Origin of the sequence: Enterococcus sp. DIV1096b (genome assembly GCF_050498765.1) — a bacterium.
In the GTDB taxonomy this organism is placed as follows: Bacteria; Bacillota; Bacilli; order Lactobacillales; family Enterococcaceae; genus Enterococcus_D; species Enterococcus_D entomosocium.
Genome location: NZ_JBMHEK010000001.1, coordinates 449,403 through 475,612 on the forward strand (window position 1 = coordinate 449,403; position 26,210 = coordinate 475,612).

Sequence of the window (26,210 nt, forward strand, 5' to 3'; positions counted from 1 at the left end):
TTTGCTAGAATAAATCTAACAATTTTGAAAACTTTGTATAGGAGGAATGGATATGGCAACAGACAAATTTCAGCTTGTGGGGTCATTGTTACGACCACAAGATTTATTGGACTACAAAAATCAAATCGAGCATCGGGAGGACATCCGCTACCCGTTTTATGATGCGTTTCCTGGCTACCAAGAAACGGAAGCAAAAGCGATCGCTGACATCATTGCAGCGCAAAAAGAACACGGCATTACAGTCATCACAGATGGCGAACATGGTCGCTCGATGTGGCATCTGGATTTTCTCTGGGGATTAAAAGGCGTTGAGCGCTATATCTCCGATCATGGATATGCCTTTGAAGATTTGGACGGTGGACATTTTGAGACGCGTAAAGACATCGGCATCCGAATCACAGAACCATTATCTGGCAAAAACCATCATTACTTGACATTGTTTAAAGAAACCAAACGCCAAGCTGGCGACCTGCCAGTCAAAATCACCGTCTGGGGGGCTGCCCACGCGTTTACCGAGCTGACTGTCTTTAACGACCTCGTTGATGAAGGTCAGGTGTATCCAACGAAAGAAGCCTTGCGGGAAGGGCTGCTTAACGCCTACAAGGAATTCTTGCAGGAATACCGAGAAGCCGGTGGTGAGATCGTTCAGTTCGATGATTGTTTATGGGAACTATTTGCTGAAGACAATGACAAGAGCTTCTTCACCCAAGGCAATGACGGCTTAGAAGCGTTAGCCGATGAATTCGTGGCGATCAACAACGAAGTCGCTGATTACGCCCACGAATTAGGATTAAAAGTCTGGACCCACAATTGTCGCGGCAATTACCAAAGCCGCGCGGCAGCCAGTGGTACCTACAAAGCGATCGCCGAAAAATTCTTACGTGATCAGCATTATGACCGCTTTTTCCTAGAGTGGGATGATGACCGTGCCGGTGATATCTCGGCTTTAGAAGCGCTGAAAGATCGTTCAGAAGTGGAAGTTGTCTTAGGCTTATTATCCAGCAAAACCGCCACATTAGACGATGAAGAGCGAGTGATCGCCTTATTAGACAAAGCTAGTCAAATCATTCCTAAGGATCGGCTTTATCTTTCTCATCAATGCGGCTTTGCCTCTTGTGACTGCGGCAATGAGCTTTCGACTGAGCAGCAATGGGCAAAAATCAAGCAAGGGCAAGCCTTAGCTGAAGCATACTTCGGTTAAGCAGTTGCGTGTTCTTTACCCTGAATCTTCCCCTCGAAATCGGTGCATTCCACAAAGTTTCGAAAATTTCAGAAAAAATGTTTGACATTTTCTTTAAGAGCGAGTAAAGTAAGACACAACTTAATGAAACAGACATCGAAAAGAAGAGTAGCAAGGCTTGCTGTTTGAAGAGAGTCTCTGGTTGGTGCAAAGAGATAACGCATGGTTGTGAAACACATCTTGGAGTCGTTTTTCCGAAAGAAAAGTAGGAGAGACCGGGTTTGCCCGTTACAGCAGCAGTCATTGATTGATGACTTTCTGAGTTCAGTTGCTGTGAAGCACTGATAAACAAAGGTGGAACCGCGTTGATAACGTCCTTTAGCTGTAATGGCTAGGGGACGTTTTTTTTTCTCTTTTTTTGCGGCTCACCGAAAACCGAAAGTGGAAGGATCACAAAGACTGCACGAGGCCTTTTCCTGTGAAGGAAAGGCAAATTGAGGTGGAACCACGTATCTAGCGTCCTCTGGCAAATGCCAGTGTGCGCTTTTTTTGTTTTTCTTTTTTAGAAAAATGAAACTTGCCAGTTGCCCTCACCAGCCAACGCACAGCGCCACATAAGCGTCGGAGTAAGCCGTCGCTAAGCTGTTTTTCTGCCAAGCGAAATTGAAACCTATCAAGGAGGAAGTCACCATGTTTGAGTATTTAGTCAATGTTATGCCCCAACTAATTTCAGGAACCGGAATCACCGTTAAATTGTTCGCACTGACCTTAATCGGGTCCATTCCCTTAGGCATCTTGTTTGCCTTTGTTTTAGCCAGTCGCCTGCGTATTTTGAAATTGATCGTGCAAGTCTACGTTTGGTTGATGCGAGGAACGCCTTTATTGCTGCAGTTGATCTTTGTTTTCTACGGTCTGCCGATTTTAGGGATCGTCTTTGATCGCTTTGAAGCAGCCTTGATCGCCTTTATCATCAATTACGCTGCTTATTTTGCTGAGATTTTCCGTGGGGGGATCCAATCGATTCCAGCCGGACAATACGAAGCTGCGAAAGTCTTGCGTTTATCCCCAATCCAAACGATCCAAAAAATCATCATCCCACAAGTTGTCAAGATCACCCTGCCATCTGTCGGCAATGAAGTCATCAATCTTGTCAAAGACACATCCCTCGTCTACATCTTGGGCTTGTCAGACGTGATGCGAATCGGAAAAATCGCCATGGAGCGAGACAGTACCTTGCTTCCGTTAGTTGGGGTCGGCTTGATTTACTTGGTGATGACGGGCGTCTTCACGTTATTGTTAAAACAAATCGAGACCAAACTGGACTATTACCGTTAGGAGGAACCACATATGTTAGAACTAAAACAAGTATCAAAATCATTTGGCGCCAAAAAAGTCATCGATCAGCTAGACCTGACGATCGAAGACGGCAGTATCTTAGCGGTGGTCGGTCCTTCCGGTGGCGGGAAAACCACCTTGCTTCGGACACTGGCTGGGTTAGAAACGATCGATTCTGGAAGCTTTTTACTGGATGGCAAAGCCTTTGATCCCACCGACACAAAAGAACAAGAACAAGTCGTCGGTGTCGTCTTCCAAGACTTCCAATTGTTTCCCCACTTGTCGGTTTATGAAAACATCACTTTGGCACCAAAAATGGTGCTAAAACAAGACAAAGCCGCGTATACAGCAAAAGCCGAACAGTTGGCAGAAAAACTAGGGTTAAGTGACCTATTAGCCCAATATCCCTTCCAATTGTCTGGGGGGCAGCGGCAACGGGTGGCTATCGCACGAGCGATGGCGATGAATCCCAAAGTGTTGGCCTATGACGAGCCTACCAGCGCCTTAGATCCAGGCTTGAGACAGCAAGTCGAACAGCTGATCTTGGATCTGAAAAAAGAAGGAGTGACCCAGATCGTGGTGACCCATGATTTGGTTTTTGCCGAAAATATCGGCGATCAATTATTAAAAGTAGCAGGAGAATAAGGGGGAGAACAAAATGAAAAAATTACTATTAACGGGAATCGCAGCAGCAAGTGTATTTTTATTAGGGGCGTGCGGCAGCAGCAATGACACCACAACCAGTGCCGCTGACAAAGAAGAAGTGATCGTCGGCCTAGACGATACCTTCGTACCGATGGGCTTTAAAGACGACCAAGGCAACATCGTTGGGTTTGATGTGGATTTAGCCACAGCGATTTTGGATCTAACAGGAACCAAAGTCAAATTTCAACCAATCGATTGGTCCATGAAAGAAACCGAACTAAGCAATGGCACCATCGATATGATCTGGAACGGGTATACCAAAACCGCAGCTCGTGAAGAAAAAGTATTGTTTACAGATACTTATATGGAAAACAAACAAGTCTTGGTCACAGCAAAAGCCAGCGGCATTACTAGCTTCGATGATATGGAGGGCAAAGTCTTAGGTGCCCAAGAAGGTTCTTCTGGTTATGAGACCTTCAATAACCAACCGGAAGTTTTGAAGGATCTTGTAGACGGCAATGACGCAACCTTGTATGCCAGTTTTAATGAAGCCTTTATCGATCTAGAAAACGGTCGGATCGACGGTCTTTTGATCGACCGCGTCTACGCAGAATATTATTTGACTCAAACAGGCAAAACCGATGACTTCAACGAAATCGAAAGCCCTTTTGAAGCAGAAGATTTTGCTGTAGGTGTGCGTAAAGACGATCAAGCCATGGCAGATAAAATCAATGATGGTTTGAAAGAATTGCAAGACAATGGTACCTTTGCTGAAATCTCTGAAAAGTGGTTTGGCGAAGACGTCACACCAAACTAAAACAAGTCAACAAGAGGCACTGGCTGCTTAGCAGCTGGTGTTTTTTTCATCATTTAAGAAATTTTCGCGTAAATTCTAGCACCTAACCAAAATTTCTCACAGGAAAACTTTTGTTCGCCTTCTTTTTTCGTTATAATAGGGAAAGATGAAAAGAGGGATAGAAATGGCGCAAAAAAAACGCGCAAAGAAACGCAAAACAAAAAAACAACAAAAACAGCAAGAGAAATTAATGCTGGTCGGCGTCGGCCTGCTCTTTGTCTTGTTTTCGATATTTGGCTTTTTCCATTTAGGTTTTTTAGGAACCTTGATTGCCAACGGGTTTCGGATCGTTGGCGGAAACACGTACCAATTTTTGAGTGTTGCCCTAGCTGCTTATGGTGTCTGGTTAGCGATCAAAACGACCGATGCTCGGTTTAAGAGCATTCGGCGAGTGATCGGCTGTGTATTGGTGTATTTTGGTTTACTGATCATCCTCCATGCGCAAATCTTTAGTAATGTGGTGGGAGAACAAGCCAATATCTTCCAAACGACGTGGATGACGCTGTTAGGCGATATCCGGCGCAGCCAAGTGACCCAAAATGTCGGGGGCGGAATGATTGGCGCCATGCTTTATGGGGCGACCTATTTTCTTGTTTCCCAGATCGGCAGCTACATCATCGCTGTTTTACTCATGCTGATCGGGGCGTTCTTGTTCAGCCAAATGAGCAGCCACGAGTTAGTGGAGCACCTGCAAGTAGCTGGTGACAAGCTGCAGCGGTTGTTAGAAGGCTCTCCAGAAAAGCAAGCCGAACGAGAAGCCCGCAAAGCGGAACGAGCATCAGAGAAACAAGCGGCGAAAGAAGCCAAAAAAGAAGCCGAGCGAGCAGCAGTCATGGCGGAGATCAAAGAAAAGAATCAAGTCCGACCAATGACAGAAGACGAAAAATCAGCAAAAGAACAGCAGATGCAAGCGCCAGCTGATTTTGAACCAGAGCAGCTGAGCTTTGTACCCATCGACCACTTCCAAGAATTGCCGCAAGCGGCGGCACCAGAGGCCGCTCAAGCACCGCATCCAGCAGGAAACAAACCGGGACCAAGCAAAAAGGTCAACGAAGACGGGGAGATCCTCGATGACGATGGTGAAGTATTGGAATTTGAGATTTCGGAAGAAGCTGAAAATCGTGATTATGAATTGCCTTCAGCGCAATTACTCGATTCGATCCCTTCAACGGATCAAAGCAGCGAGTACAAAAAGATCGAACAAAATATTGGTGTGTTAGAAACCACCTTCCAAAGCTTCGGTGTTGACGCAAAAGTCGTCAAAGCTAGCTTAGGACCAGCAGTAACCAAATTCGAAGTTCAACCAGCAGTAGGGGTCAAAGTCAGCAAAATCGTCGGGTTGACCGATGATATCGCCTTAGCCTTGGCCGCCAAAGATGTGCGGATGGAAGCGCCGATCCCAGGGAAATCATTGATTGGGATCGAAGTTCCAAACAGCGCAGTCAGCATGGTTTCATTCCGAGAAGTGATCGAAGCCCAACCAGATCATCCAGATAAACTATTAGAAGTACCTTTAGGACGCGATATTTCTGGCCGTGTCCAAACGGCAGACTTAACGAAAATGCCCCATCTCTTGATTGCCGGATCGACCGGGAGCGGGAAGTCCGTAGCCATCAACGGCATCATCACCAGTATTTTGATGCGGGCAAAACCCCATGAAGTCAAACTGATGATGATCGACCCGAAAATGGTTGAATTAAATGTTTACAATGGGATTCCCCATCTCTTGACACCCGTTGTGACCAATCCTCGCAAAGCGGCGCAAGCGTTGCAAAAAGTGGTCAAGGAAATGGAAGAACGCTACGAAAAATTTGCGGCAACTGGGGTCCGAAATATTACTGGCTACAACGATTTAGTAATCAATAAGAATTTAGAAGATGGCGAAAATCGTCCGATCTTGCCATTCATTGTGGTGATCGTTGATGAGTTAGCTGACTTGATGATGGTTGCTAGCAACGAAGTCGAAGATGCCATCATTCGTTTGGCACAAATGGCGCGGGCAGCTGGTATCCATATGATCTTAGCAACGCAACGACCAAGTGTGGATGTCATTACAGGGATCATCAAAGCCAATGTTCCATCACGGATGGCGTTTGCTGTTTCCAGCGGTGTCGATTCTCGGACCATCATTGATGGGAACGGGGCCGAAAAACTGCTGGGCCGCGGCGACATGCTGTATCTGCCGATGGGTGAGAACAAACCGATTCGGGTCCAAGGGGCCTTTATTTCCGACCAAGAAGTCGAACGAGTGGTTGAATTCGTGACAGATCAGCAAGAAGCCAATTATGAAGAAAAAATGATGGTCACTGAGGAAGAAACGAGTGCCGGCAGCAGCGGACAACCGCAAGATGAGCTGTTCGAAGACGCCAAAGCCCTTGTGGTGGAAATGCAGACCGCCAGCGTTTCTCTCTTGCAGCGACGTTTTCGCATCGGCTATAACCGAGCGGCTCGGTTAGTGGATGAATTAGAAGATCAAGGCGTCGTTGGCCCTTCTGAAGGCAGCAAGCCACGGAAAGTCTTGATCGAGCCGCAACCAGAAGACATTCCTACCTTTGATGAATAAGGAGAACACCAGACCAATCCAATGAGAGAAAGGCGAGATAGCAATGAAACGCAAACACATTCTTTACCGTGATGTTGCCGATAAGCTCAAAGAAGACATCATGTCGGGTCGCTACCCGATTGGTTCATTTTTACCGACGGAAACAGAATTGGAAGCTACCTTCAATGTCAGCAAGATCACTGTCCGCAAAGCCATCGAATTGTTAGCGGCAGATGAGTATGTGGAAAAACGCAGCGGACGTGGGACGACGGTTTTAAGCAATCGCCCCTACAACAAGCTGTCAAAAGGCACGACGTTTAGCCAATTGCTTGAAAAGACCGGCAAGGAATACACAAAGAAAAACCTCAGCTATGAATTAGTCGAACTTGCGCCTGAACACCCTGCGTATTCTTTGATGGGCAAAGAAGTCATGCGTTTACGTCGCATGTACTATTTTGACCACCAACCTTTTATTTACTATGAGTACCATTTGCCAAAGCAACTAAAGGGAACCTCCATCGAGGTCTTTGAAGAAAAATCATTGTATCGCCTGTTGGATGAACATCGAATGATCATCGATCGCTTTCAAGATGCGTTTGTGGCAACGACGTTGACTGAAGAGCAACAGAAGTTTATGATCACGCCGGAGGTCGCTGCCTTGAAACGAACCCGTTATTCGTATGATCTACAAGGAGAAGTGGTAGAATATACAGAAGGGATCTATAACACTGCCTTGCATCCGTATATGATCGAATTTGAAGCCTAGTCATTGATTAGGCTTTTTTAGCAAAAAGTGGTATCAAAATCAGAAGTGGAGCGTGAAATACATGAGAAAAATCGCCTTTTTAGGAGCCGGTAACATGGCAAAAGCTATCATTAATGGCTTGATTGCAGCAAAGCTGTATGAACCAGCAGAGATCTTGGTTTATAACCATCGCTACGAGCCGACTTTGGCACAATTAGAAAAAGAAACCGGAATCACTGGGACAACTAAGCTGGCGGATGTCACAGAAAAAGCAGAGATCTTCGTCTTAGCAGTCAAACCTTTTGTCTTTCCCCGCTTGCTTGCTGATTTAAAAGCAGGATTGACTGAGGAACATTTGCTAGTATCCATTGCCGCGGGTGTGACGATCGCGCAAATGGAAGAAATCATCGGTGCGCACAAAATCGTGCGGGTCATGCCAAATACCCCCGCACTTGTCGGCGAAGGGATGTCTTCTATCAGCCCCAACGGTCAAGTAACGGAAGCCGAAGCCAACGAAGTCAAACAACTTTTTGAAAGCCTTGGGAAAGCCGAGCAAGTACCAGAAAGCATGATCGATGCAGTCATTGGTGTCAGTGGTTCTTCGCCAGCCTACACGTATTTATTCATTGAAGCTTTGGCAGATGGAGCAGTGGCAGAAGGTATGCCGCGGCCGATGGCGTATGAATTTGCTGCTCAAGCGGTATTAGGCGCAGCGAAGATGGTACTAGAGACGAAGGAACACCCAGGTGTCTTAAAGGATCGTGTCAGCTCGCCTGGGGGCACAACGATCCAAGCAGTCAAAACCTTAGAGGAAAATGGCTTTCGTGCGGCTGTCATCAAAGCAGTGCAAGCAGCTGCTGACAAAAGTCGGGAAATGTCTTGATACCCAGTGAGTGAGGGGGAAATCTTAGCAAAACGAAGGAGCGTTTATGAAAGAACTTTTGATTTTTGATTTTGATGGATTGTTAGTCGATACTGAAAAAGTCTATTTTGATGGGTGGTTGGCTCTATTTAAAAAGTATCAGCTTCCGATTACAGCCGCTGATATTTTTGGTTGGCGTGGTCAAAGTTGGCAACAGACGGCTAGTAAATTAGCCGACCTCGTAGGCGGTCAGCAGCGGGTGCAGGAATTACGAGCAGAACGGGAAGTCTATATTGCCCAGCAAATAACTGATGGCACCTTCAAAACTAAACCCTATGCGAAAGAAACCATCGCATTGGCTAGGGAGAAAGGCTTCCAAACGGCACTAGCCACCTCGACGATGAAAAAAAGAGCCTCTGAATTGTTGGCGCATTTCGATTTGTTGCAGGCCTTTGACTATCAGACCTTTGGCGATGATGTCTCCGCCCATAAACCTGATCCCGCACCTTACTTGCTGACTTTAGAAAAAGCGCAAGTCGCAGCAGAAAAAGCATTAGTCATGGAAGATTCTCTTGTGGGAGCAACAGCTGCGACACGTGCGGAGATCGATGTTGTGCTGATTCCCGATCAAAGCTTTGATCAAGTCTACTCCCCAGAAGAGAAGGCCGGACTTCAGTTATATGGCGAAGCCACCTCATTGAAGTATGTGTATGATTTATTGGCAAAGGATCAACTGAAATAACACCTAAAAAAACTTCCTTTTTCGTTGCAGAAAAAGGAAGTTTTTTTGTGAAGAAAAGACCGGTAAAAAAACAGTTCAAAGGATATGAGTGGTTTGTTTTTCGCCATCATGGTAAAGTTAAAGAAAGTTTAACAATAAGCGAAAAAAAACAAAAAGTAAAGGGGTTTCATTTTGACAAAAACGTCCATTTGTCAAAAGGACTTTTCTTGGTCGATCGTAGCCGTTGGCGGCGGGGGAAAAACATGGTAAATTATCCTTCGACGAAGAACTAGTGGGGGAAGAAAAAAATGAATAAACTAAAGAATGTTTTCTATTTATATAAACTGGACTGGAAACGAATTTTCAGCAATCCAATCTCTGCATTTTTGATCATTGCCTTAATGATCTTACCCTCGCTTTATGCGTGGTTCAATATCAAAGCACTTTGGGATCCATATGGCAACACCAGTGAATTGCCAATCGCCGTGTATAGTGCGGATAAAGGGGCAGAATTTCAAGGCAAGCATATCGATATCGGTGATGAAGTCATCGACACCCTCCATGATAACAAACAGTTAGGCTGGCGTTTCGTGGATTCAAAAGAGGACTTGGTAGAAGGGGTCAAATCAGGAAAATATTACGCCGGTATTTATCTGCCAGCTGATTTTTCAGATGATCTGATCAGCTTTACCAGCGGGACAATTGAAAAACCGACCATTGAGTATTACAGCAACCAAAAAATCAACGCCATCGCACCAAAAATCACCGAGAAAGGAGCTAGCAGCCTTCAAGAAGAGATCTCACAGAACTTTATTGAAACCGCCAGCTCTACGTTAATAAAAGTCTTCAATGAAATCGGCTATGACATTGATTCCAACTTAGTCAGCATCAACAAAGTCAAATCCATGATCTTAGATACCGATGACAATTTGGCTACGATCGACGGTTATACGAAAGAGATCGTCACCTTGCACGATAAGTTTCCAGAAATCAAAGAAAAGATCGCAAAAGCCGAAGAATTTACCGATTATATTCCGCAAGTGGATGCCATGGGGGAAAAACTGATTGGCCTAAACGATAAGCTGCCGACATTGAAGAAAGAAGCCAGCATCATTTTGACCTTGCAAGAGAAGATCCCAGAGATCCAAAATGCCGGCAAACAATTGAAGATGATCGATGATGATTTTGATGACATTGCCAGCACCATGACGGACGGCATCGATACCGCCAAACAAGGACTGCAAGTCATCGAACAAGTTCAAGCCGCGTTACCACAGATCGAACAACTAGGCGACCAAGCCGCCAGCTTCGCCACAGCGACCAAAGATGGGGCCCAACAGTTGCAAGATGCCCTGCCAAGTATTTCTAGCAGTGTGAAGGTGACGATTGAGTCGATCAGTCAAGTGGCAACAACTACCGCTGGGCTGACAAGTACGATTCGTCAAGCACTAGCTGACAATGAACTAACGGATGAAGAGCGTCAAGCAATCAGTGCAACGATCACTGACTTTCAAAAGAACATCCAGCAACAACAAGCAGCCTTGGATTCCTTGATTGCCTTTTTAACCAATATTCAGAATTCCGGTAGTAACGCCGATTTAGAAGGTATCATTACGCAACTAAGCAATGCTAAAACATCGCTAGGAGTTTTATCTGACCGCTTATCGCAATTGAATAACCTTGTTCAAAATGGGTCTGTTGATGAAATTACAGCGTACCTCGATCAAGTTACCGCAGCTGCTCAAAACATCGCTGATCTTATGAACAGCATCAATGTTGATTCAATCACTGCAACCATCAACGACATTCTAACCAAACTAATCGAAACCATCACCACTGCCGAAGATGTCTTGAAAAAAGCCCAAGAAATCGATTTTGACTCGTTGCTGTCTTCCACCAAATCAGTGGTCAGCAATGCCGTGACGATTTTGGAAAAATACCAAAAAGAATTGCCTGCCATCAAGCAAGAATTGCACGATGCCAATACGATGCTGAATGGTCATATGGATGAAATCGTCAATGCCATCAACAAAGGAGCCGACCTGTACAACAACGAATTACCAGTTGTCGAAGAAAAATTAGGGCTGGCCGTAGACTTCTTGCAAAACGATTGGCCAACCATCAAATCAGAAATCAGTTCTACGATGGCGATGGTGGATGAAAAACTGCCAGAAGTTGAAAAAGCCTTGGATGCGGCTGTCGATTTAATCAATAACGATTGGCCAAGTATCAAAGCAGGCATCCACAAAGCCGCTGATGCGATCCGAGCAGGAGAAAATGAAGTCGATCTCGGGGAAGTCATCAAATTATTGAAACTTGATGCCACGGATGAAGCCGACTTCTTCAAACAACCAGTGGAATTAAAAAGCAATGAAATCTACCCAATCGCCAACAATGGTTCAGCTAGCACACCATTTTATACCGCATTGTGTTTGTGGGTAGGGGCATTATTATTGTCAAGTGTCGCTACAACGGAGTATCATTTAGAGAAGAAAGACAAAAAACGCTTTACACAACGTGAAACCTTTGTGGCACGGATGCTGACGTTCTTGACGATGGCAGTCGCCCAAAGTTTGATCGTGACCCTAGGAAATATGTTTTTATTAGGCGTCGATGTCCACAACCCTGTGTACAGTGTCTTCTTCGCATTACTCGTCGGACTCGCCTTTATGATGATCGTCTACGTACTGGCGGGACTGTTCGGCAACCTCGGGAAAGGGATCGCCATCATTATTTTGGTTCTCTCCATTTCAGGTGGGGGAGGAAATTACCCAATCCAAGTCTCTGGGAAGTTCTTCCAATTCATTAATCCGCTACTGCCGTTTACTCATGCGGTCAATCTGTTAAGAGAATCAGCCGGTGGGATCTATTGGCCAAACGCTATCCCGCAGTTGATCATTTTAACGATTTTGTTCCTAGTCTTTGGGATCGTCGGTACGTACGCGTATCCTTATCTAGTCAACTCTACGAAGAAACTAAGTGACATTTCCAAAGAAAGTCATTTCTTCCACTAAAATCTTAAAGCAGAAAGAGCATTTGTTCTTTCTGCTTTTGTGCCATCACGTGAAATTTCTAATAATCAAAAGAGGGAAAAAGGGTCGTTTTTTCATCTGATTTTCATTGACTTTTCGCGGTTACAAGAGTAGCATACAGTCTTGATAATTCAATATTTGTGAGGATATCGTTACAAGTTTAACGAAGGATTTTTTCATGAAAAGGAGTGTAGAAAAAGTGGAGTATTTGAAACGTTTGTTGGTCGGACGTCCATTGAAATCCGCAGAGAATGATGAACAAAAACTGAGCCGGACGGCGGCCCTTGCGTTGCTATCTTCTGATGCTTTGTCTTCGATTGCTTATGGGACAGAGCAGATCGTTGTCGTATTAGTGGCACTTTCCGCTGCTGCTATCTGGTATTCATTGCCGATCGCTGCTTTTGTTATTATTCTTTTGATTTCATTGACCTTGTCTTACCGCCAGATCATTCATGCTTACCCTCACGGCGGTGGGGCATATGTAGTAAGTAGTGAAAATTTAGGGAAAAATGCGGGCCTGATTGCCGGCGGCTCTCTATTGATCGATTATATGCTGACAGTGGCAGTATCCGTCTCAGCAGGGGCAGAAGCTATCACTTCAGCTGTGCCGGCGTTGTTCGGTCATCAAGTGGCCATTTCTGTCGTGATCGTAATCTTGATCATGATGATGAATCTGCGAGGGTTGCGAGAATCAGCTAGCTTCTTGATGATTCCTGTCTACACCTTTATCGCAGTGATCACAGTCTTGATCGTGGTCGGTTTGTACAATATCGTAACGGGTGCGCAACCGTTAAATGCAACCGCACTACCGGGAGCGGTCGTACCTGGGGTATCCGTGGCCTTGATTTTACGGGCTTTCTCATCAGGTTCCTCTTCTTTGACAGGGGTCGAAGCGATCAGTAACGCGGTGCCGTTTTTCAAAAAACCACGGGCGAAAAATGCAGCTGCGACCTTGACAATCATGGCGTCGATTTTAGGATTCTTCTTTGTCGGCATCACTTTTATCAACTATTGGTATGGTATCGTACCAGAAACAGAAGTGACCGTCCTATCTCAAATCGGTTCTGCCGTTTTTGGTCATGGGTTTATGTACTACGTTTTGCAATTTGCTACGGCACTGATTTTAGCAGTTGCCGCAAATACCGGATTTTCAGCTTTCCCCGTGTTGGCGTATAACCTAGCGAAAGACAAATATATGCCGCATATGTATCAAGACCGTGGGGACCGTCTTGGCTATTCGAACGGAATCATCACCTTGGCTGCTGGTTCCATCGTATTATTGTTTATCTTCCAAGGATCGACCGAGCGTTTGATTCCTTTGTATTCCATTGGGGTATTTATTCCTTTTGCCTTGTCCCAAAGCGGAATGGTGATCAAATGGAGAAAAGAAGGCAAAGGCTGGTTCTTTAAATCGATCGCCAACATCGTTGGGGCTTTGATTTCCTTTGCGATCATTGCCATCTTGTTCGTGTATCGCTTAGGCGATATTTGGCCATTCTTTATTATCATGCCGATCCTCTTGTATATCTTTTACAAGATCCATGATCATTATAAGAAAGTCGCAGAACAGCTGCGGTTGGAAAAACAAGAAGCACTACATGTTTATGAAGGAAATACTGTGATCGTTTTAGTCGGAAATGTTACCCGAGTAAATATCGGCGCATTGAACTATGCCCAATCGATTGGTGATTATGTCGTAGCGATGCACGTATCGTTGGATGAAGATGTGAAGAAAGAAAAAGAAATCGAACAAGAATTTAAGCAAAAATTCCCAGACGTGCGTTTCTCCGTCGTTCATTCTTCTTATCGTTCGATTGAAAATCCCATCTTACGTTATGTGGATCTAGTCAGCCGCAATGCAGCCAAACACAATTACACAACGACCGTCATCATTCCACAGTTTGTCCCAAGACGTCGCTGGCAAAATATTTTGCACAACCAAACAAGCCTGCGCTTGCGTTTCAGACTCTCTTGGCGTGAAAACATCATTGTAAGTACGTACAGTTACCATTTGAAAAAATAACAAAAACGCTAGTTTAGCGACCTGATTCCCAAAAGAAATGTTTAGGTCAGCCGCTAAGACTAGCGTTTTTTTTAGCTATAAAACATTTTTAGTTTGATATCTTGATCGTAATTCCCAAACCCCTTGCCAAAGAGGGTACAACCGCCGACATGCTCGGCATCTTCTTTGACTTCCACTTTTAAATGCCACGTATCTTCGTAGGCAGGTATATCCTTGATCGTAATGTCGGAAAGAGGAACACCTTCCATGTAGGTTCCATGATCCATGATGCGGATCGTCTTCAATAACCCGTACTGATTAAGATTGTCTGGATACCAATCCGGTGTATACTTTCCACGAATGTCTGCAAAATCCCCTGGGCTAGTCCATGTACCAAGCTCCACGCCATTTAAGCTGAAGGTGATGTCTGAAGGCCAGTTGTTATTGGAAAAAGGAAATTCAGACGAAACTTCCATTGAAATCTCCATCATTTCGAGTTTTTCTTCTTTTGCTAAGAAGTTTGGCGATTGGTATTCGACAAATCCTTTCGTAAACCACAAGATGCGGGCATCCATTCGTCGGGGATCCATGAAAAACTTCGGTTCATCTACCATTCCCACAAAATCAGCTGAAGTAGCAAGCCCGCACGTTGGTTCTACCGAATAATTTGTATAATGACCGATCGGTATCGCCGTTTCTTTCGTATCAAAGGCATTAAAGATTTTCTCAGGAAAGTTGATATCGATATGATCCACTCTCAAACTGGAAATCTTTTTTTGCCCTACACGCTCTGTTTTGATGATTTTGGCTTCTTCTAATTTTTTGATATGCATCGTAATGATAGCGCTGCTTAAGCCTAACTCTTGTGCCAACTCTTTGACATTCATCTTGTTTTTAGCCAGCAATTGAATGATTTTGATTCGCACGTTACTGGCAAGTGCCTCATAGACAGGCAATGCTTCTTGATTGATTTCTAATTGCATCGTGTCACCTCCGCTTAAACTGTTTGATTTACTTGAATGTTAACATATTTGCTAATTTGTGTAAATAGCGTTGTTTATTTCGCTAGTTATTAATATATTTATTAATTAATATAGATATTATCCTTGATAAATTAATCAAAATATTGTTGACAGCGATTACAAATCAAGTTATGATTTATTTGTAAATTGAAAGTGTTTGCAAACGCTAGAAATGAATAATGCAATTATAAATGCTGGGATAGCAAATAAGAGAAGGAGGATAGGCGTGTGTTCGGCTTCAAAGACCAAAATTCAATTTCTATGAAAGAGGGAAAAACATGAAGAAGAAACTTATTATTATTGGTGCTTTAGTTGCAGTCGTTGCAGTTGCCCTTATTGGTTTTAATCGTTATCAGGCAGCGGAAAAAGAAAAATACACGATTAATTTTTGGTCACCCCTTACTGGTGATGATGGCGCTTATATGGATCAGATCGTAAATGAATTCAATGAACAATCAGGTTCCGATTATACAATCAATCATGTGATCACGTCTGATATGTATACTAAATTAAGTACGGTTGTTAGTTCTAAAAGTGGGATTCCAGATTTGACTTTGATGCATTCTTATAAAGTAGAGGAATTTGTCAATTCCGATATTATTGATCCGGTTGATCGTCTGGTTTCTTATCAACCTGAGTTAGAAGAAAGCAATTATTTAGATACAGCGTGGAATGCAGGAAAAATCGGCGATACTCAATATACGATCCCATTAGATATCCATGCCAGTGCCATGTATTACAATCAAGATCTTTTAGAAAAATACAATGTCACTTCTTGGCTAGACGATAACATCGTGACGTTTGATGAAATGATGTCATTAGCAGGGCAGATGGAAGAAGGCGATTATGTCGTAAATAATGCGTTACTTTCTTGGGTTATCTTAGCGCAAATCCGTAACTTAGGTGGCGCAATTTCTGACGATGCTGGGAACCCGACGGTGAATACGCCAGAAATGAAAGAAGCGTTAGAAAAAATTAAAGCGTTAACAGATGCAGGTTTGATGACACCTTATGGAGAAGATGGGTATTTGATGTTCCAAGGCGGAAACGTACTCTTATCAACAGATGGTACTTGGACTTCCACCGCTCATGATGCGGTTGAGGGCTTGAATTGGGGCGTAACAAATATTTATTCGACTTCAGATGACATCGCAACTAACCGAGCAGCTTCTCATATGTTTGGCATGTTGAAGAGTGAAAGCAGAACAGAAGAAAAAGAAGAAGTAATCGCACAATTTTTAGAATTCGTTCGTACAAACTCGATCGAATGGGCAAAAGCCGGTCAAATCGTTGCAAGTAAAGATATTTTAGAAAGTGATGATTACCAACAATACCCACAATCATTCTTTACTTCTACACCAGAGGAAGAAGAAACACTTTACATCTTTGACTACGTTTATTTCTCTTATGTCTTAGAAGCATTAGATGTTTATAGTACAGATATCGCTTACGGTGAATTAGATATGGATGAAGGATTAGCAACGATGCAACAATATGTCGAAGATAAGATTGCAGAAGTAGCTAGATAAGTGAAGGGGGGGATAATTCTATCCCCTTTTCCAATTTTTAGAAGGGAATGAAAGGAATGAAAAAAAAGAGCATTAACTGGGCATCGATCGCATTCATTGGACCACACATGGTACTCTTTATTATTTTTGTATGTATTCCAACGATCTATGGTATTTATGCTTCATTTACGCAATGGAATTTGATCTCTGATCCAGTCTGGGTCGGTTTTAACAACTATAAAACATTATTATTTGATAGTTCCTCGACATTCTATACCCAATTTTGGAATGGTTTGAAAAATACCTTTATTTTCGTTTTGATCATGGTGCCGTTACAAATCATCATTCCACTGATGATTGCAGCTGCATTGCAACATAAAAAAGTGAAGCTGAAAGGACTTTTTCAAGCAATTCTATATATTCCAGGTCTTATCTCTGTTTCAGCAGGTTCTTTGATCTGGTCATTGATTTTCCACTCTCGATTAGGTGCCATCAATAATATTTTTGGGTTCGATTTCTCTTGGGCTTCGCGACAACCCTATGCATGGATCTTGATTTTTGTTGTCAGCATTTGGGGAGCGATCGGTGGTAACATGATCATTTATCGCTCAGCTTTAGCGGGTGTCAATGAAGACCTTTATGAAGCGGCAGAGATCGACGGAGCTGGAGCATTCCAAAAATTCTTGAATGTGACCTTGCCATCTATTCGCTTTCCACTGTTATATACGATCGTGATGACAACTGCTGGAGCATTTAATGTCTTTGCACAGCCTTTGATGATGACAGGTGGAGGTCCAAACCAAAGCACGACTGTATTGATGATGTATATCCGCTCACTGGCTTTTAGTCAAGGAGAATCAATTGCCGGAATGGCTTCGGCAATGGCAGTCATCTTAGGATTGATCATTATGTGTGTGTCCGTATTTCAATATTTTCTTTTAGATAGAAGCAATACTTAAGGGGGCAAAAAAATGAATACACAAAAGAAACATATACCTAGTATGGTCATCGCATATTTGTTTCTGATCGTTTTATGTATCATCTGGGTTATTCCACTGATTTTTAGCTTCGCCACTTCTTTTCGTTCTCAAACCGAAATCGTCTCTACTGGGTTTCGTTTATTACCCGTAAACTGGATATTAGATAACTATGTAGCGATTTTGACTAATACGTCTACTGCACCAATTATGCAGTGGTTATGGAATTCAATGTTTATCGCAGTCACGCACACTGTTTTAGTTGTGATCGTTGTTTCAGTGACCGCTTATGGCTATGGCAGAATGCGGTTTAAATACCGTGATCGTATCTTTTATCTTTTGATGGGGATCTCGATGTTTCCCGGTGTAGTGAATTTGATCCCGTCTTACAAAATCATTGAAACCTTCGGCTGGGTCAACTCTTCTCTTGCTATGATCATTCCAGGCTTAGCAGGGATGGGAAATATCTTTCTTGTGCGACAGTTTATGAAAGGTATCCCGCTTGAATTTGACGAGTCAGCACGAATGGATGGTGCAGATGAATTTACAATTTTTGCAGAGATCATCGTTCCTTTGATCAAACCTGTGTTGATCGTTGCAGGCCTCTTTTCTTTCACAGGCTCATGGAATGATTTCTTGTGGCCAGTGATCGTGTATACGGATGTTAGTAAGATGCCGATTACAGCCGGTTTGCTATTACTACAAGACATTTATGGCAACTACCGAATGATTGGTCAATTGATGGGCTCGGCATTGATTGCGATCATTCCAACCGTCATGCTGTTTCTATTTGCTCAAAAATACTTCATTGAATCTATGAACTTAAATGCAGGAATAAAAGGATAGTGAAGATCATGAATCGAAAATTGGAAAGAAATTTACTACGTGCCAGTGCGGTCTGGGATGTCTGTATTGGTCTCGTAACGATGTTTGGGTATTATCCTTGGTTTGAAGAACAAGGGATCGCAGCATTTCAAAATCAAAATCAGTATGAATACTTGCAGTCAAGTCTGGTAGGAATGATATCGAAGGTAGTTATGATCGTTGCGTTAGCGACGATTTTGATGGGCGTTATCAGTTGGATCAACGCGAAGAATATGCGAGACAAACAAATAAACAAAGGAACGATACGTTGGATGATCGCCTGTGTCATCATCCATTTGATCATCTATGATGTGATCGGTGTCGTCCTCTATTTACTAGCTACGACGATGTATATGTCTAAAAACAAAGCAATAAAAATACTAAAAACGGAAAATGGAATTTTTTAAGAAGGTGTAGAATTTATGGCAGAAAATTATTTGGAACCGATTGTATTAGAACGTGCAGACCCATGGATATACAAGCATACCGATGGATATTATTACTTCACTGGATCAAAACCAGGGTATCAGGAAATCGAATTAAGGCGTGCGAAAACCTTGAAAGGTCTGGCTGACAATGAAGTGAAAGTCATCTGGACGGCTCATGCCGAAGGCCCCATGAGTGAGCTGATCTGGGCACCAGAGATTCATTTTATTCAAGGAAAATGGTACATCTATTTTGCTGCTGCAGATCATGGAGAAGTCAGAAATGATCAGCATCATCATCGGATGTTTGCGATCGAAAATGCGAATGAAGATCCCTTTGCAGGCGAGTGGGTAGAAAAAGGACAGATCGAGACGCAATTTGAGAGTTTCAGTTTAGATGCTACGGTATTTGAACACAGGAACCGATTGTATTATGTCTGGGCACAAGCAGATCCAAACATTCCAGGCAATTCCAATCTTTATTTATCAGAGATGGAAAATCCTTGGACATTGCAAGGAAAGCAGATTCTGCTGAGCATTCCTTATTATGAATGGGAAAAAATCGGCTTCAAAGTGAACGAAGCTCCAGCTGCTTTGATTAGAAATGGAAAAGTGATCATTACTTATTCAGCCAGTGCGACGGATGAAAACTACGCGATGGGACTGTTGTGGGCAGATGAGGATAGTGATCTATTGAATGGGTATTCTTGGCATAAGTTGAAGGAACCAGTCTTTTCAAGTTCTGAACAAAATTCCCTATACGGACCAGGACATAACTCCTTTACAGTCGATGAGGAAGGGAAACAAGATATCTTAGTGTATCATGCAAGACCAGAAAAAAATGATTACAGTAATCCTTTAGAAAATCCCAATCGACATGCGTACGTCCAACCGTTTACTTGGAAGAAAAATGGATTGCCTGATTTTGGCGAACCCGGTGTAGTCAAAGGATAGATAAAAGAGAGGGAAAAAATGAATACAAAAAGAAAAATGCTCTGTTTAACCATGTCCGTTTTTTTTACTAGTTTATTTCTTGCTGGCTGTCAAACAGGAGATGCTGCTGAGCAACTTTCACAAAAGGAGTGGGAAACAACGACAAAAAATCGAGTGTCGATTCATGACCCATCGATTACTTCTATTCATGTTGGTGACCAAGAGCTGTTTTACGTATTTGGTTCGCATCTCGCCCAAGCGAAAACAGAAGATTTACAAACTTGGGAAGTACCTTTCACTCACGAATATGAATCAATGGAAGACAATATGATCTATGGTAACACAAAAGAAAATCTAGCTGAGACTTTTGAATGGGCAGGCTACGATGATGCCGATTCAAAAGGTGGTTACAGCCTTTGGGCACCAGATGTCATTTGGAATGCTGATTATGAATGGACAAATGGAGACAAAGGAGCCTATATGCTCTACTACTCAGCTAGTTCTACGTGGCGGCGTTCAGCGATTGGATTGGCCGTAGCTAAAACAATCGAAGGACCCTATAGCTATGCGGATACCGTGGTCTATTCTGGCTTTACAGAAAAAGATTCGACAGATGGTAGTGAACGCAATACCAACTATCAAAATACCCATTTGGCGAAATTGATCAAAGAGGGGAAAATCAGTGGGTTCAGTGAAAACTGGGCGATCGAAGATGGTCTGACGTATAACACCGATTATGCGCCAAACGCCATTGATCCAGCGTTGTTTTATGATGAAGAAGGGAAACTATGGATGACCTATGGTTCTTGGTCTGGCGGTATCTTTTTATTAGAAGTTGATCCAGCCACTGGAAAACCAATGTATCCTGGGGAAGATAGCACGACGGAAGATGGGCGTATCATTGATCGCTATTTCGGGATCAAGCTTTTTGGCGGCTATCATCAATCAGGAGAAGGTCCCTATATTGTTTATGATGAGGAAACCGATTATTATTACCTGTTCGTCACTTATGGTGGTTTAGCAGCAAAAGGTGGTTACAATATGCGACTATTTCGCGCTGAAAAACCAGAAGGACCTTACCTTGATGCCCAAGGAAATAGCCCAATCTTCGAACAAGGGGACCAAAATTCAAACTACGGCATCAAATTGATTGGCAACTACCAATTCTCGTTTCAACAAATGGGGTATCGAGCAGCGGGACACAATTCGGCGATCATCGATGAGAATGGTCAGTGGTCCTTGGTGTACCATACGCGCTTTAACAATGGAACCGAAGCCCATGAAGTACGGGTCAACAGAATGTATATGAATGAGGAGGGCTGGCCAGTTCCAGCACCCTACGAGTATCGAGGCAATGAACAAGTAGCAGATGCTTTGTCAGAAGATGACATTATCGGGCGCTATGAAATCATTAACCATGGTACCGATAATGGAACGACCATGCTAAAAACGCAGACAATCGAGCTTCAAAAAGATGGAAGCATTACTGGTGACTTGACCGGAACTTGGACGTACGATGCGGGATACTTGGCATTGACTTTTGAAGAAGCCACCTTCAAAGGTATCTTATTAAGTCAGGAAATAACAGAATTTGAGCAGCAAAAATTAACGTTTTCAACGATTGGCGATAATAATGAATCCATTTGGGGAATCAAAGAATAGGAGTATAACAATGACGATTAACATTCAAAACACAAAATCAGGAACAACGATCAGTAAATATATCTACGGTCATTTTGCAGAGCATCTAGGCCGTTGTATCTATGAAGGATTATACGTTGGAGAAGATTCGCCGATCCCAAATAAAAATGGGATGCGGATTGATGTGGTTGAAGCACTGAAAAACATTCAAATCCCTGTGCTACGTTGGCCAGGCGGCTGCTTCGCCGATGAATACCATTGGAAAGACGGGATTGGTCCTAAAGAAAACCGCAAAACGATGGTCAACACCCACTGGGGCGGCGTGACTGAAAACAATCATTTCGGGACCCATGAATTTTTTGAATTGATCAAGCAGCTGGAATGTGATGCGTATGTCAACGGCAATGTCGGCAGCGGAACGGTGCAAGAAATGTCGGAATGGGTGGAATACATCACGATGGATGGCATTTCTCCGATGGCTGATCTTCGCAGAGAAAATGGCCATGAAGAAGCGTGGGAAATGAAATTTTTTGGCGTAGGAAACGAAAACTGGGGCTGCGGCGGCAATATGCGGCCAGAGTATTATGCGGATCTGTATCGCCGCTATCAAACCTATGTCCGCCAATACGGCGACAAAAAAATCTACAAAGTCGCCGGCGGAGCGAATGTCGCAGACTATCATTGGACAGAAACGCTGATGAAAAACGCCCATTGGTTGATGGACGGCCTAAGCTTGCACTACTACGTTCATCCGCAGGGCTGGGAAGAAAAAGGTAGCGCCTTGGAATTTGATGAGGCAGAGTGGCAAGTGACCTGTGAAAAAGCAGCCTACATGGATGAATTATTGACCCGCCACAGCGCGATCATGGACCAGTATGACCCAGAACAGCGTGTGGGAATCATTGTTGATGAATGGGGCACTTGGTTCTCAGCGGAACCTGGGACCAATCCAGGCTTCTTATACCAACAAAATACGATCCGTGATGCCATGGTCGCAGCGATCACCTTGAATATTTTCCATAAACATGCTAAGCGAGTGCATATGGCAAATATCGCACAAACCGTCAATGTCCTGCAAGCGATGATTTTGACAGATGGCGAACAAATGGTGAAAACCCCAAGCTATCATGTCTTTGATTTGTACAAAGTCCATCAAGATGCTGAAACCATTGATAGCCATGGAACCAGCAGCGATACCATTACGTATACGATTTCGAAAAAAGAAGATACGATCCATCTATCGGTTTGTAATTTTGCTACCCAAGGCACGGAAGAATTATCTTTCTCCCTTGAAACAGCGGTCAATGAAGTGAAAGAAGCTCGTTATATCGTGGGGGACAAAATGAACGCACACAATGATTTTGATCATCCTGAAGATGTGGTGATCCAAGACTTCACCGCTTACGATGTTGAAGAGAACAAAGTCAGCTTGCGGGTGCCAGCAATGAGTGTTCTCACGATCTCATTGACAGTCTGAACCCATGACTTGTAAAGGATGCGAAGTGAAAGATGCTGCGGCAGCAGCACAGGAAGACATTGAATCCTTGATTGCAGAACAACTTTCTTTAGAAAGCGACTTGGCTTCGCCGGAGATCGTCAGTAGGAGAATCGCTGTTTGTGAGATCTGTCCACTGCGATTGAATCATACCTGTACAAAATGCGGCTGCTTTTATCAGTTTCGCGCAAATTTAGCTAAGAAAAACTGTCCTGCAGGAATGTGGGAACAAACAGGACAGCTCGTCAAGTAGCTGTCCTGTTTGTTTCAATTGGTCAGAAGGATCAACAGATAAAATATTTTTTCGATTACGCTTACATAAACGTTGTAGATACGCTATGATAAAACGAAAAACAATGTTAATAAAGTGGAAAGTGAGCGAGTGATTCAATGAAAATAAATCAACCCGCAGCGCTTACTTATTATGAAGCTGCGAATCATGGCACGGAAGATTTCCCATTAGCATATTATCCTAATTTAGTGAGTGTTTGGCGAGAATTCTTTTTTGTGCCACATTGGCATAAAGAAATCGAAATTTTATGTGTCCATCAAGGACAGCTAGAATTAGTCGTTAATGGAGTCTCACGCAAGATTAAAGCAAATACGATCGTACTGATTCCTCCCAATACTTTACACACTGCCTATCGAATCGCACAACAAAGCTGCCGTTTTTCATGTATCGTTTTTTCTGAAAAATTAATTACGAGTCGGCAATCAGATAGAATTCAAAGCCAACAAATCGATCCTTTTTTGATACAAGAATGTGTTACTTCTTATGTGGATTTTCCAGATAAAAGTCAACAAAGTCTCACCTTGTTTCAACTATTTGATCAATGCTTTATGGGGAAATCGTCCTATCGTGAATTACGTCTGAAAGGGATTGTTATCCAACTCTTGTCATATCTATTAGAAGTTGGGACCGACCAGCCAGCAAAAAAATCAAGCGAGCGCCTCCAAGAAAAACGGGAAAAAATAGTTTTATCTTATATTCATAGTAATTATCATGAAATGATCCAATTACAAGATTTGGCCGATTCTGTTTCCTTAAGTAAAGAGCAATTTACACGATTTTTTAAACAATCATTTCGAACTTCCCCAATGGCTTATCTAAATCATTATCGCTTGATCCGATCGGCAGAATTGTTGCGAGAGACTGATTTGACCATGGTGGCGATCGCTCAAGCTGTCGGTTTTTGTAATAGTAATCATTTTTCTGTGTGCTTCAAAAAGATGTTTGGTGAGACCCCTACACAATATCGGAAAAATGACATGATTACGATAGAACACGCCATAAAATTGAAGGATAGCCCTCTGTAATCCAGCTATACTGAAAAAAAGGAGGGTTCAAAAATGTCGTTTTTTTCAATAGGTGAGAATTACCTCGAATTTCAAAATGGAAATGAAGTCGTGCGCATTATTGCTTGGGGCACGAACAGTTTGCGGGTGGTGAGTGCACCGTCTGGTGAACTAGATTTATCCTGCTGTGCATTATTAACACAAGATTCTAAGGCCGAGGTTGCGATTGAGGGGGATGTAGGAGCTATCGGTAATGGAAAAATCCACGCAGTAGTCACCAAAGAGTCAGGCTGGAACAACTATGGCAAGATCACTTTTTACAATCAAAAAGGTGGAGTGATTTTGAAAGAAGCAGCATCTGGCGGTGCGCTCTTGAAAAAGGCGCGGTTTTTCAAGTCGATTATTGGAGGAGATTTTCAACTAAAAGCTACTTTCGAAGCCAATCATGAGGAGAAAATCTATGGTATGGGGCAATATCAACAGGATATTTTTGATCTAAAAGGGTGTAATTTAGAATTAGCGCATCGAAATTCACAAGCTTCGATCCCCTTTTATTTATCAAACAAAGGATACGGCTTTTTTTGGCACAATCCAGCAATCGGTTCGGTCTCTTTTGGTAAAAATACGACCGAATGGCGTGCCGAAAGTACGAAGCAATTGGATTACTGGATCACTGCTGGAGAGACACCAGCTCAAATCGAAGAACAATTTAGCCAAGTGACAGGACGGGCACCTATGATGCCCGAATATGGTCTAGGATTTTGGCAATGTAAACTTCGCTATGCGACACAAGCGGAAGTAGTGGCGATCGCTAGGGAACACAAAGAGCGGAACATTCCTGTTGATGTACTAGTGATCGATTATTATCATTGGCCGCGCTGTGGTGATTTTCGCTTTGATGAAAATTTCTTTCCAGACCCCAAGGCGATGGCAGAAGAAGTACGAGATAAATATGGAATCGAGCTAATGGTATCGATCTGGCCCCAAATCGACACGCGTAGTGAGAATTTTCAAGAGATGAAAGAAAAAGGCTTATTAGTCAAAACGGATCGCGGCATTGATGTGCAGATGTTGTTTCATGGGAATAACATTTTTTATGATCCAACAAATCCTAAAGCTCGAAACTATGTCTGGGAGAAAGTATCAAAAAATTATGTCAATAACGGCATTCGCTTGTTTTGGTTGGATGAGGCTGAACCAGAATTTGGTACGTATGACTATGATTCCTATCGTTATTATGTAGGGAGTGTGCTGCAAAAAGGCAATATTTACCCCCGTGAGTATGTTCGTGGTTTTGATGAGGGAGAAGCCTCCTCACAAAAAGAACATTCAATCAAATTGGTTCGTTGTGCTTGGGCGGGCAGCCAACGATATGGGGCATTGGTTTGGTCCGGCGATATTCATTCGACTTACCAAGACTTTCGCAACCAAATCGTTGCTGGCATGCAAATGGGGTTAGCAGGCATCCCGTGGTGGACAAGTGACATCGGCGGATTTCATGGTGGTTCTGTGACAAGTCTAGATTTTCAAGATTTATTGATCCGCTGGTTTCAATATGGGACTTTTTGTCCAGTCATGCGATTGCATGGTTCACGTACTCCCCATAAAAAAATCTTCAAGGCAGATGGTGAAGAAACAGAGCAAACCGGAGCAGCTAACGAAATATGGGCGTTTGGGGAAAAGAACTATGAGATTATGAAAAAATTTATTGGAATTCGTGAATTGATGCGGGACTACTCGCGTGAATTGATGCGCGCAGCTCATGAAAAAGGAACGCCAGTCATTCGCCCAACTTTTTATGAATTTCCAGAGGATCACCAGGCATGGGAACTGACAACACAGTATCTCTATGGTTCTGATATTCTAGTAGCGCCCATCGTTGTAGCGCATGCTACTGAGCGTGAGGTATATTTGCCAACAGGAGCAAAATGGACCGATGCTCGAGATGGAACTATCTATGAAGGTGGACAATGGATTGTCGCACAGGCACAAATTGATTCCTTACCAATCTTTTTGCGAGAGGGAAAACAGAGTTACTTGATTCATGAAGTATAGGCTGGAAATGGTTACGGTCAGTTGTTTGTAAGACTGGTAGGTACCTTGTTGAGAGGGTAAGAACAATATGAATA

Annotated in this window: 22 protein-coding genes and 1 other annotated feature; of the genes, 21 read left to right on the plus strand and 1 reads right to left on the minus strand. The window is 43.2% G+C overall.

From position 1 onward, the window contains the following. The first annotated feature begins 46 nt into the window (after positions 1–46). The 11 genes from IGJ17_RS02125 to IGJ17_RS02175 all read left to right on the plus strand — a co-directional run bounded on the left by IGJ17_RS02125 (position 47) and on the right by IGJ17_RS02175 (position 13,941). On the plus strand, positions 47–1,201 hold the full coding sequence (locus IGJ17_RS02125) for a cobalamin-independent methionine synthase II family protein (protein ID WP_016619666.1): 1,155 nt from the start codon (positions 47–49) through the stop codon (positions 1,199–1,201). 126 nt (positions 1,202–1,327) lie between these two features. Beyond that, positions 1,328–1,562 (plus strand) — a binding site (T-box leader). A gap of 308 nt (positions 1,563–1,870) precedes the next feature. Then, complete coding sequence (locus IGJ17_RS02130; RefSeq protein ID WP_005232226.1) at positions 1,871–2,515, plus strand: amino acid ABC transporter permease; 645 nt, start codon at positions 1,871–1,873, stop codon at positions 2,513–2,515. A gap of 12 nt (positions 2,516–2,527) precedes the next feature. Continuing rightward, a complete protein-coding gene (locus IGJ17_RS02135; protein ID WP_429947008.1) occupies positions 2,528–3,160 on the plus strand; it encodes an amino acid ABC transporter ATP-binding protein in 633 nt (210 codons plus the stop codon). Positions 3,161–3,173: 13 nt separating this feature from the next. Further along, positions 3,174–3,977, plus strand: coding sequence for an amino acid ABC transporter substrate-binding protein (locus IGJ17_RS02140; protein WP_005227273.1), 804 nt, complete (start codon positions 3,174–3,176; stop codon positions 3,975–3,977). Between the two features lie 163 nt (positions 3,978–4,140). Beyond that, positions 4,141–6,579, plus strand: a complete 2,439-nt coding sequence (locus IGJ17_RS02145) for a DNA translocase FtsK (RefSeq protein ID WP_429947009.1) — start codon at positions 4,141–4,143, stop codon at positions 6,577–6,579. A 43-nt stretch (positions 6,580–6,622) separates the two neighbouring features. Continuing rightward, positions 6,623–7,324 carry a GntR family transcriptional regulator gene (locus IGJ17_RS02150; protein ID WP_005232219.1) on the plus strand — a complete coding sequence of 234 codons (702 nt, stop codon included), beginning with the start codon at positions 6,623–6,625 and terminating at the stop codon, positions 7,322–7,324. 61 nt (positions 7,325–7,385) lie between these two features. After that, positions 7,386–8,186 carry a pyrroline-5-carboxylate reductase gene (gene proC, locus IGJ17_RS02155; RefSeq protein WP_008376116.1) on the plus strand — a complete coding sequence of 267 codons (801 nt, stop codon included), beginning with the start codon at positions 7,386–7,388 and terminating at the stop codon, positions 8,184–8,186. Positions 8,187–8,232: 46 nt separating this feature from the next. Next, entirely contained in the window at positions 8,233–8,907 is a 675-nt protein-coding gene (locus tag IGJ17_RS02160) for an HAD family hydrolase (RefSeq protein ID WP_005232216.1), read from the plus strand. A gap of 47 nt (positions 8,908–8,954) precedes the next feature. Continuing rightward, entirely contained in the window at positions 8,955–9,179 is a 225-nt protein-coding gene (locus IGJ17_RS02165) for a hypothetical protein (protein WP_223347157.1), read from the plus strand. A 15-nt stretch (positions 9,180–9,194) separates the two neighbouring features. Beyond that, entirely contained in the window at positions 9,195–11,900 is a 2,706-nt protein-coding gene (locus IGJ17_RS02170; protein ID WP_081118311.1) for a YhgE/Pip domain-containing protein, read from the plus strand. Positions 11,901–12,117: 217 nt separating this feature from the next. After that, positions 12,118–13,941: an APC family permease gene (locus IGJ17_RS02175; protein ID WP_034872061.1), complete on the plus strand. Its 1,824-nt coding sequence runs from the start codon at positions 12,118–12,120 to the stop codon at positions 13,939–13,941. A gap of 71 nt (positions 13,942–14,012) precedes the next feature. Here IGJ17_RS02175 and IGJ17_RS02180 read toward each other — a convergent pair whose 3' ends face one another. Next, on the minus strand, positions 14,013–14,903 hold the full coding sequence (locus IGJ17_RS02180; RefSeq protein WP_008376111.1) for an ArsR/SmtB family transcription factor: 891 nt from the start codon (positions 14,901–14,903) through the stop codon (positions 14,013–14,015). Positions 14,904–15,220: 317 nt separating this feature from the next. On the opposite strand from IGJ17_RS02180, the gene IGJ17_RS02185 reads away from it, so the two are divergent. The 10 genes from IGJ17_RS02185 to IGJ17_RS02230 all read left to right on the plus strand — a co-directional run bounded on the left by IGJ17_RS02185 (position 15,221) and on the right by IGJ17_RS02230 (position 26,136). Beyond that, a complete protein-coding gene (locus IGJ17_RS02185; RefSeq protein WP_008376109.1) occupies positions 15,221–16,471 on the plus strand; it encodes an extracellular solute-binding protein in 1,251 nt (416 codons plus the stop codon). A gap of 47 nt (positions 16,472–16,518) precedes the next feature. Beyond that, positions 16,519–17,409, plus strand: coding sequence for a carbohydrate ABC transporter permease (locus IGJ17_RS02190; protein WP_176257025.1), 891 nt, complete (start codon positions 16,519–16,521; stop codon positions 17,407–17,409). A gap of 12 nt (positions 17,410–17,421) precedes the next feature. Next, positions 17,422–18,273, plus strand: coding sequence for a carbohydrate ABC transporter permease (locus IGJ17_RS02195; protein ID WP_005227285.1), 852 nt, complete (start codon positions 17,422–17,424; stop codon positions 18,271–18,273). An 8-nt stretch (positions 18,274–18,281) separates the two neighbouring features. Further along, positions 18,282–18,698 carry a hypothetical protein gene (locus tag IGJ17_RS02200; RefSeq protein WP_008376104.1) on the plus strand — a complete coding sequence of 139 codons (417 nt, stop codon included), beginning with the start codon at positions 18,282–18,284 and terminating at the stop codon, positions 18,696–18,698. A gap of 15 nt (positions 18,699–18,713) precedes the next feature. After that, the gene (locus tag IGJ17_RS02205; RefSeq protein WP_429947010.1) at positions 18,714–19,670 is read left to right on the plus strand and encodes a glycoside hydrolase family 43 protein; all 957 of its coding nucleotides are present in this window, start codon (positions 18,714–18,716) and stop codon (positions 19,668–19,670) included. Positions 19,671–19,688: 18 nt separating this feature from the next. Next, positions 19,689–21,311 (plus strand): glycoside hydrolase family 43 protein, encoded by a 1,623-nt coding sequence (locus tag IGJ17_RS02210; protein ID WP_429947011.1) that lies wholly within the window; start codon positions 19,689–19,691, stop codon positions 21,309–21,311. Between the two features lie 10 nt (positions 21,312–21,321). Next, complete coding sequence (locus IGJ17_RS02215) at positions 21,322–22,767, plus strand: alpha-N-arabinofuranosidase (RefSeq protein WP_429947012.1); 1,446 nt, start codon at positions 21,322–21,324, stop codon at positions 22,765–22,767. 4 nt (positions 22,768–22,771) lie between these two features. Next, a complete protein-coding gene (locus tag IGJ17_RS02220; RefSeq protein WP_429947013.1) occupies positions 22,772–23,038 on the plus strand; it encodes a DUF6171 family protein in 267 nt (88 codons plus the stop codon). A 137-nt stretch (positions 23,039–23,175) separates the two neighbouring features. Beyond that, positions 23,176–24,102, plus strand: coding sequence for a helix-turn-helix domain-containing protein (locus IGJ17_RS02225; protein WP_429961050.1), 927 nt, complete (start codon positions 23,176–23,178; stop codon positions 24,100–24,102). Positions 24,103–24,135: 33 nt separating this feature from the next. After that, entirely contained in the window at positions 24,136–26,136 is a 2,001-nt protein-coding gene (locus IGJ17_RS02230; protein ID WP_429961051.1) for a glycoside hydrolase family 31 protein, read from the plus strand. The last annotated feature ends 74 nt before the right edge of the window (positions 26,137–26,210 follow it).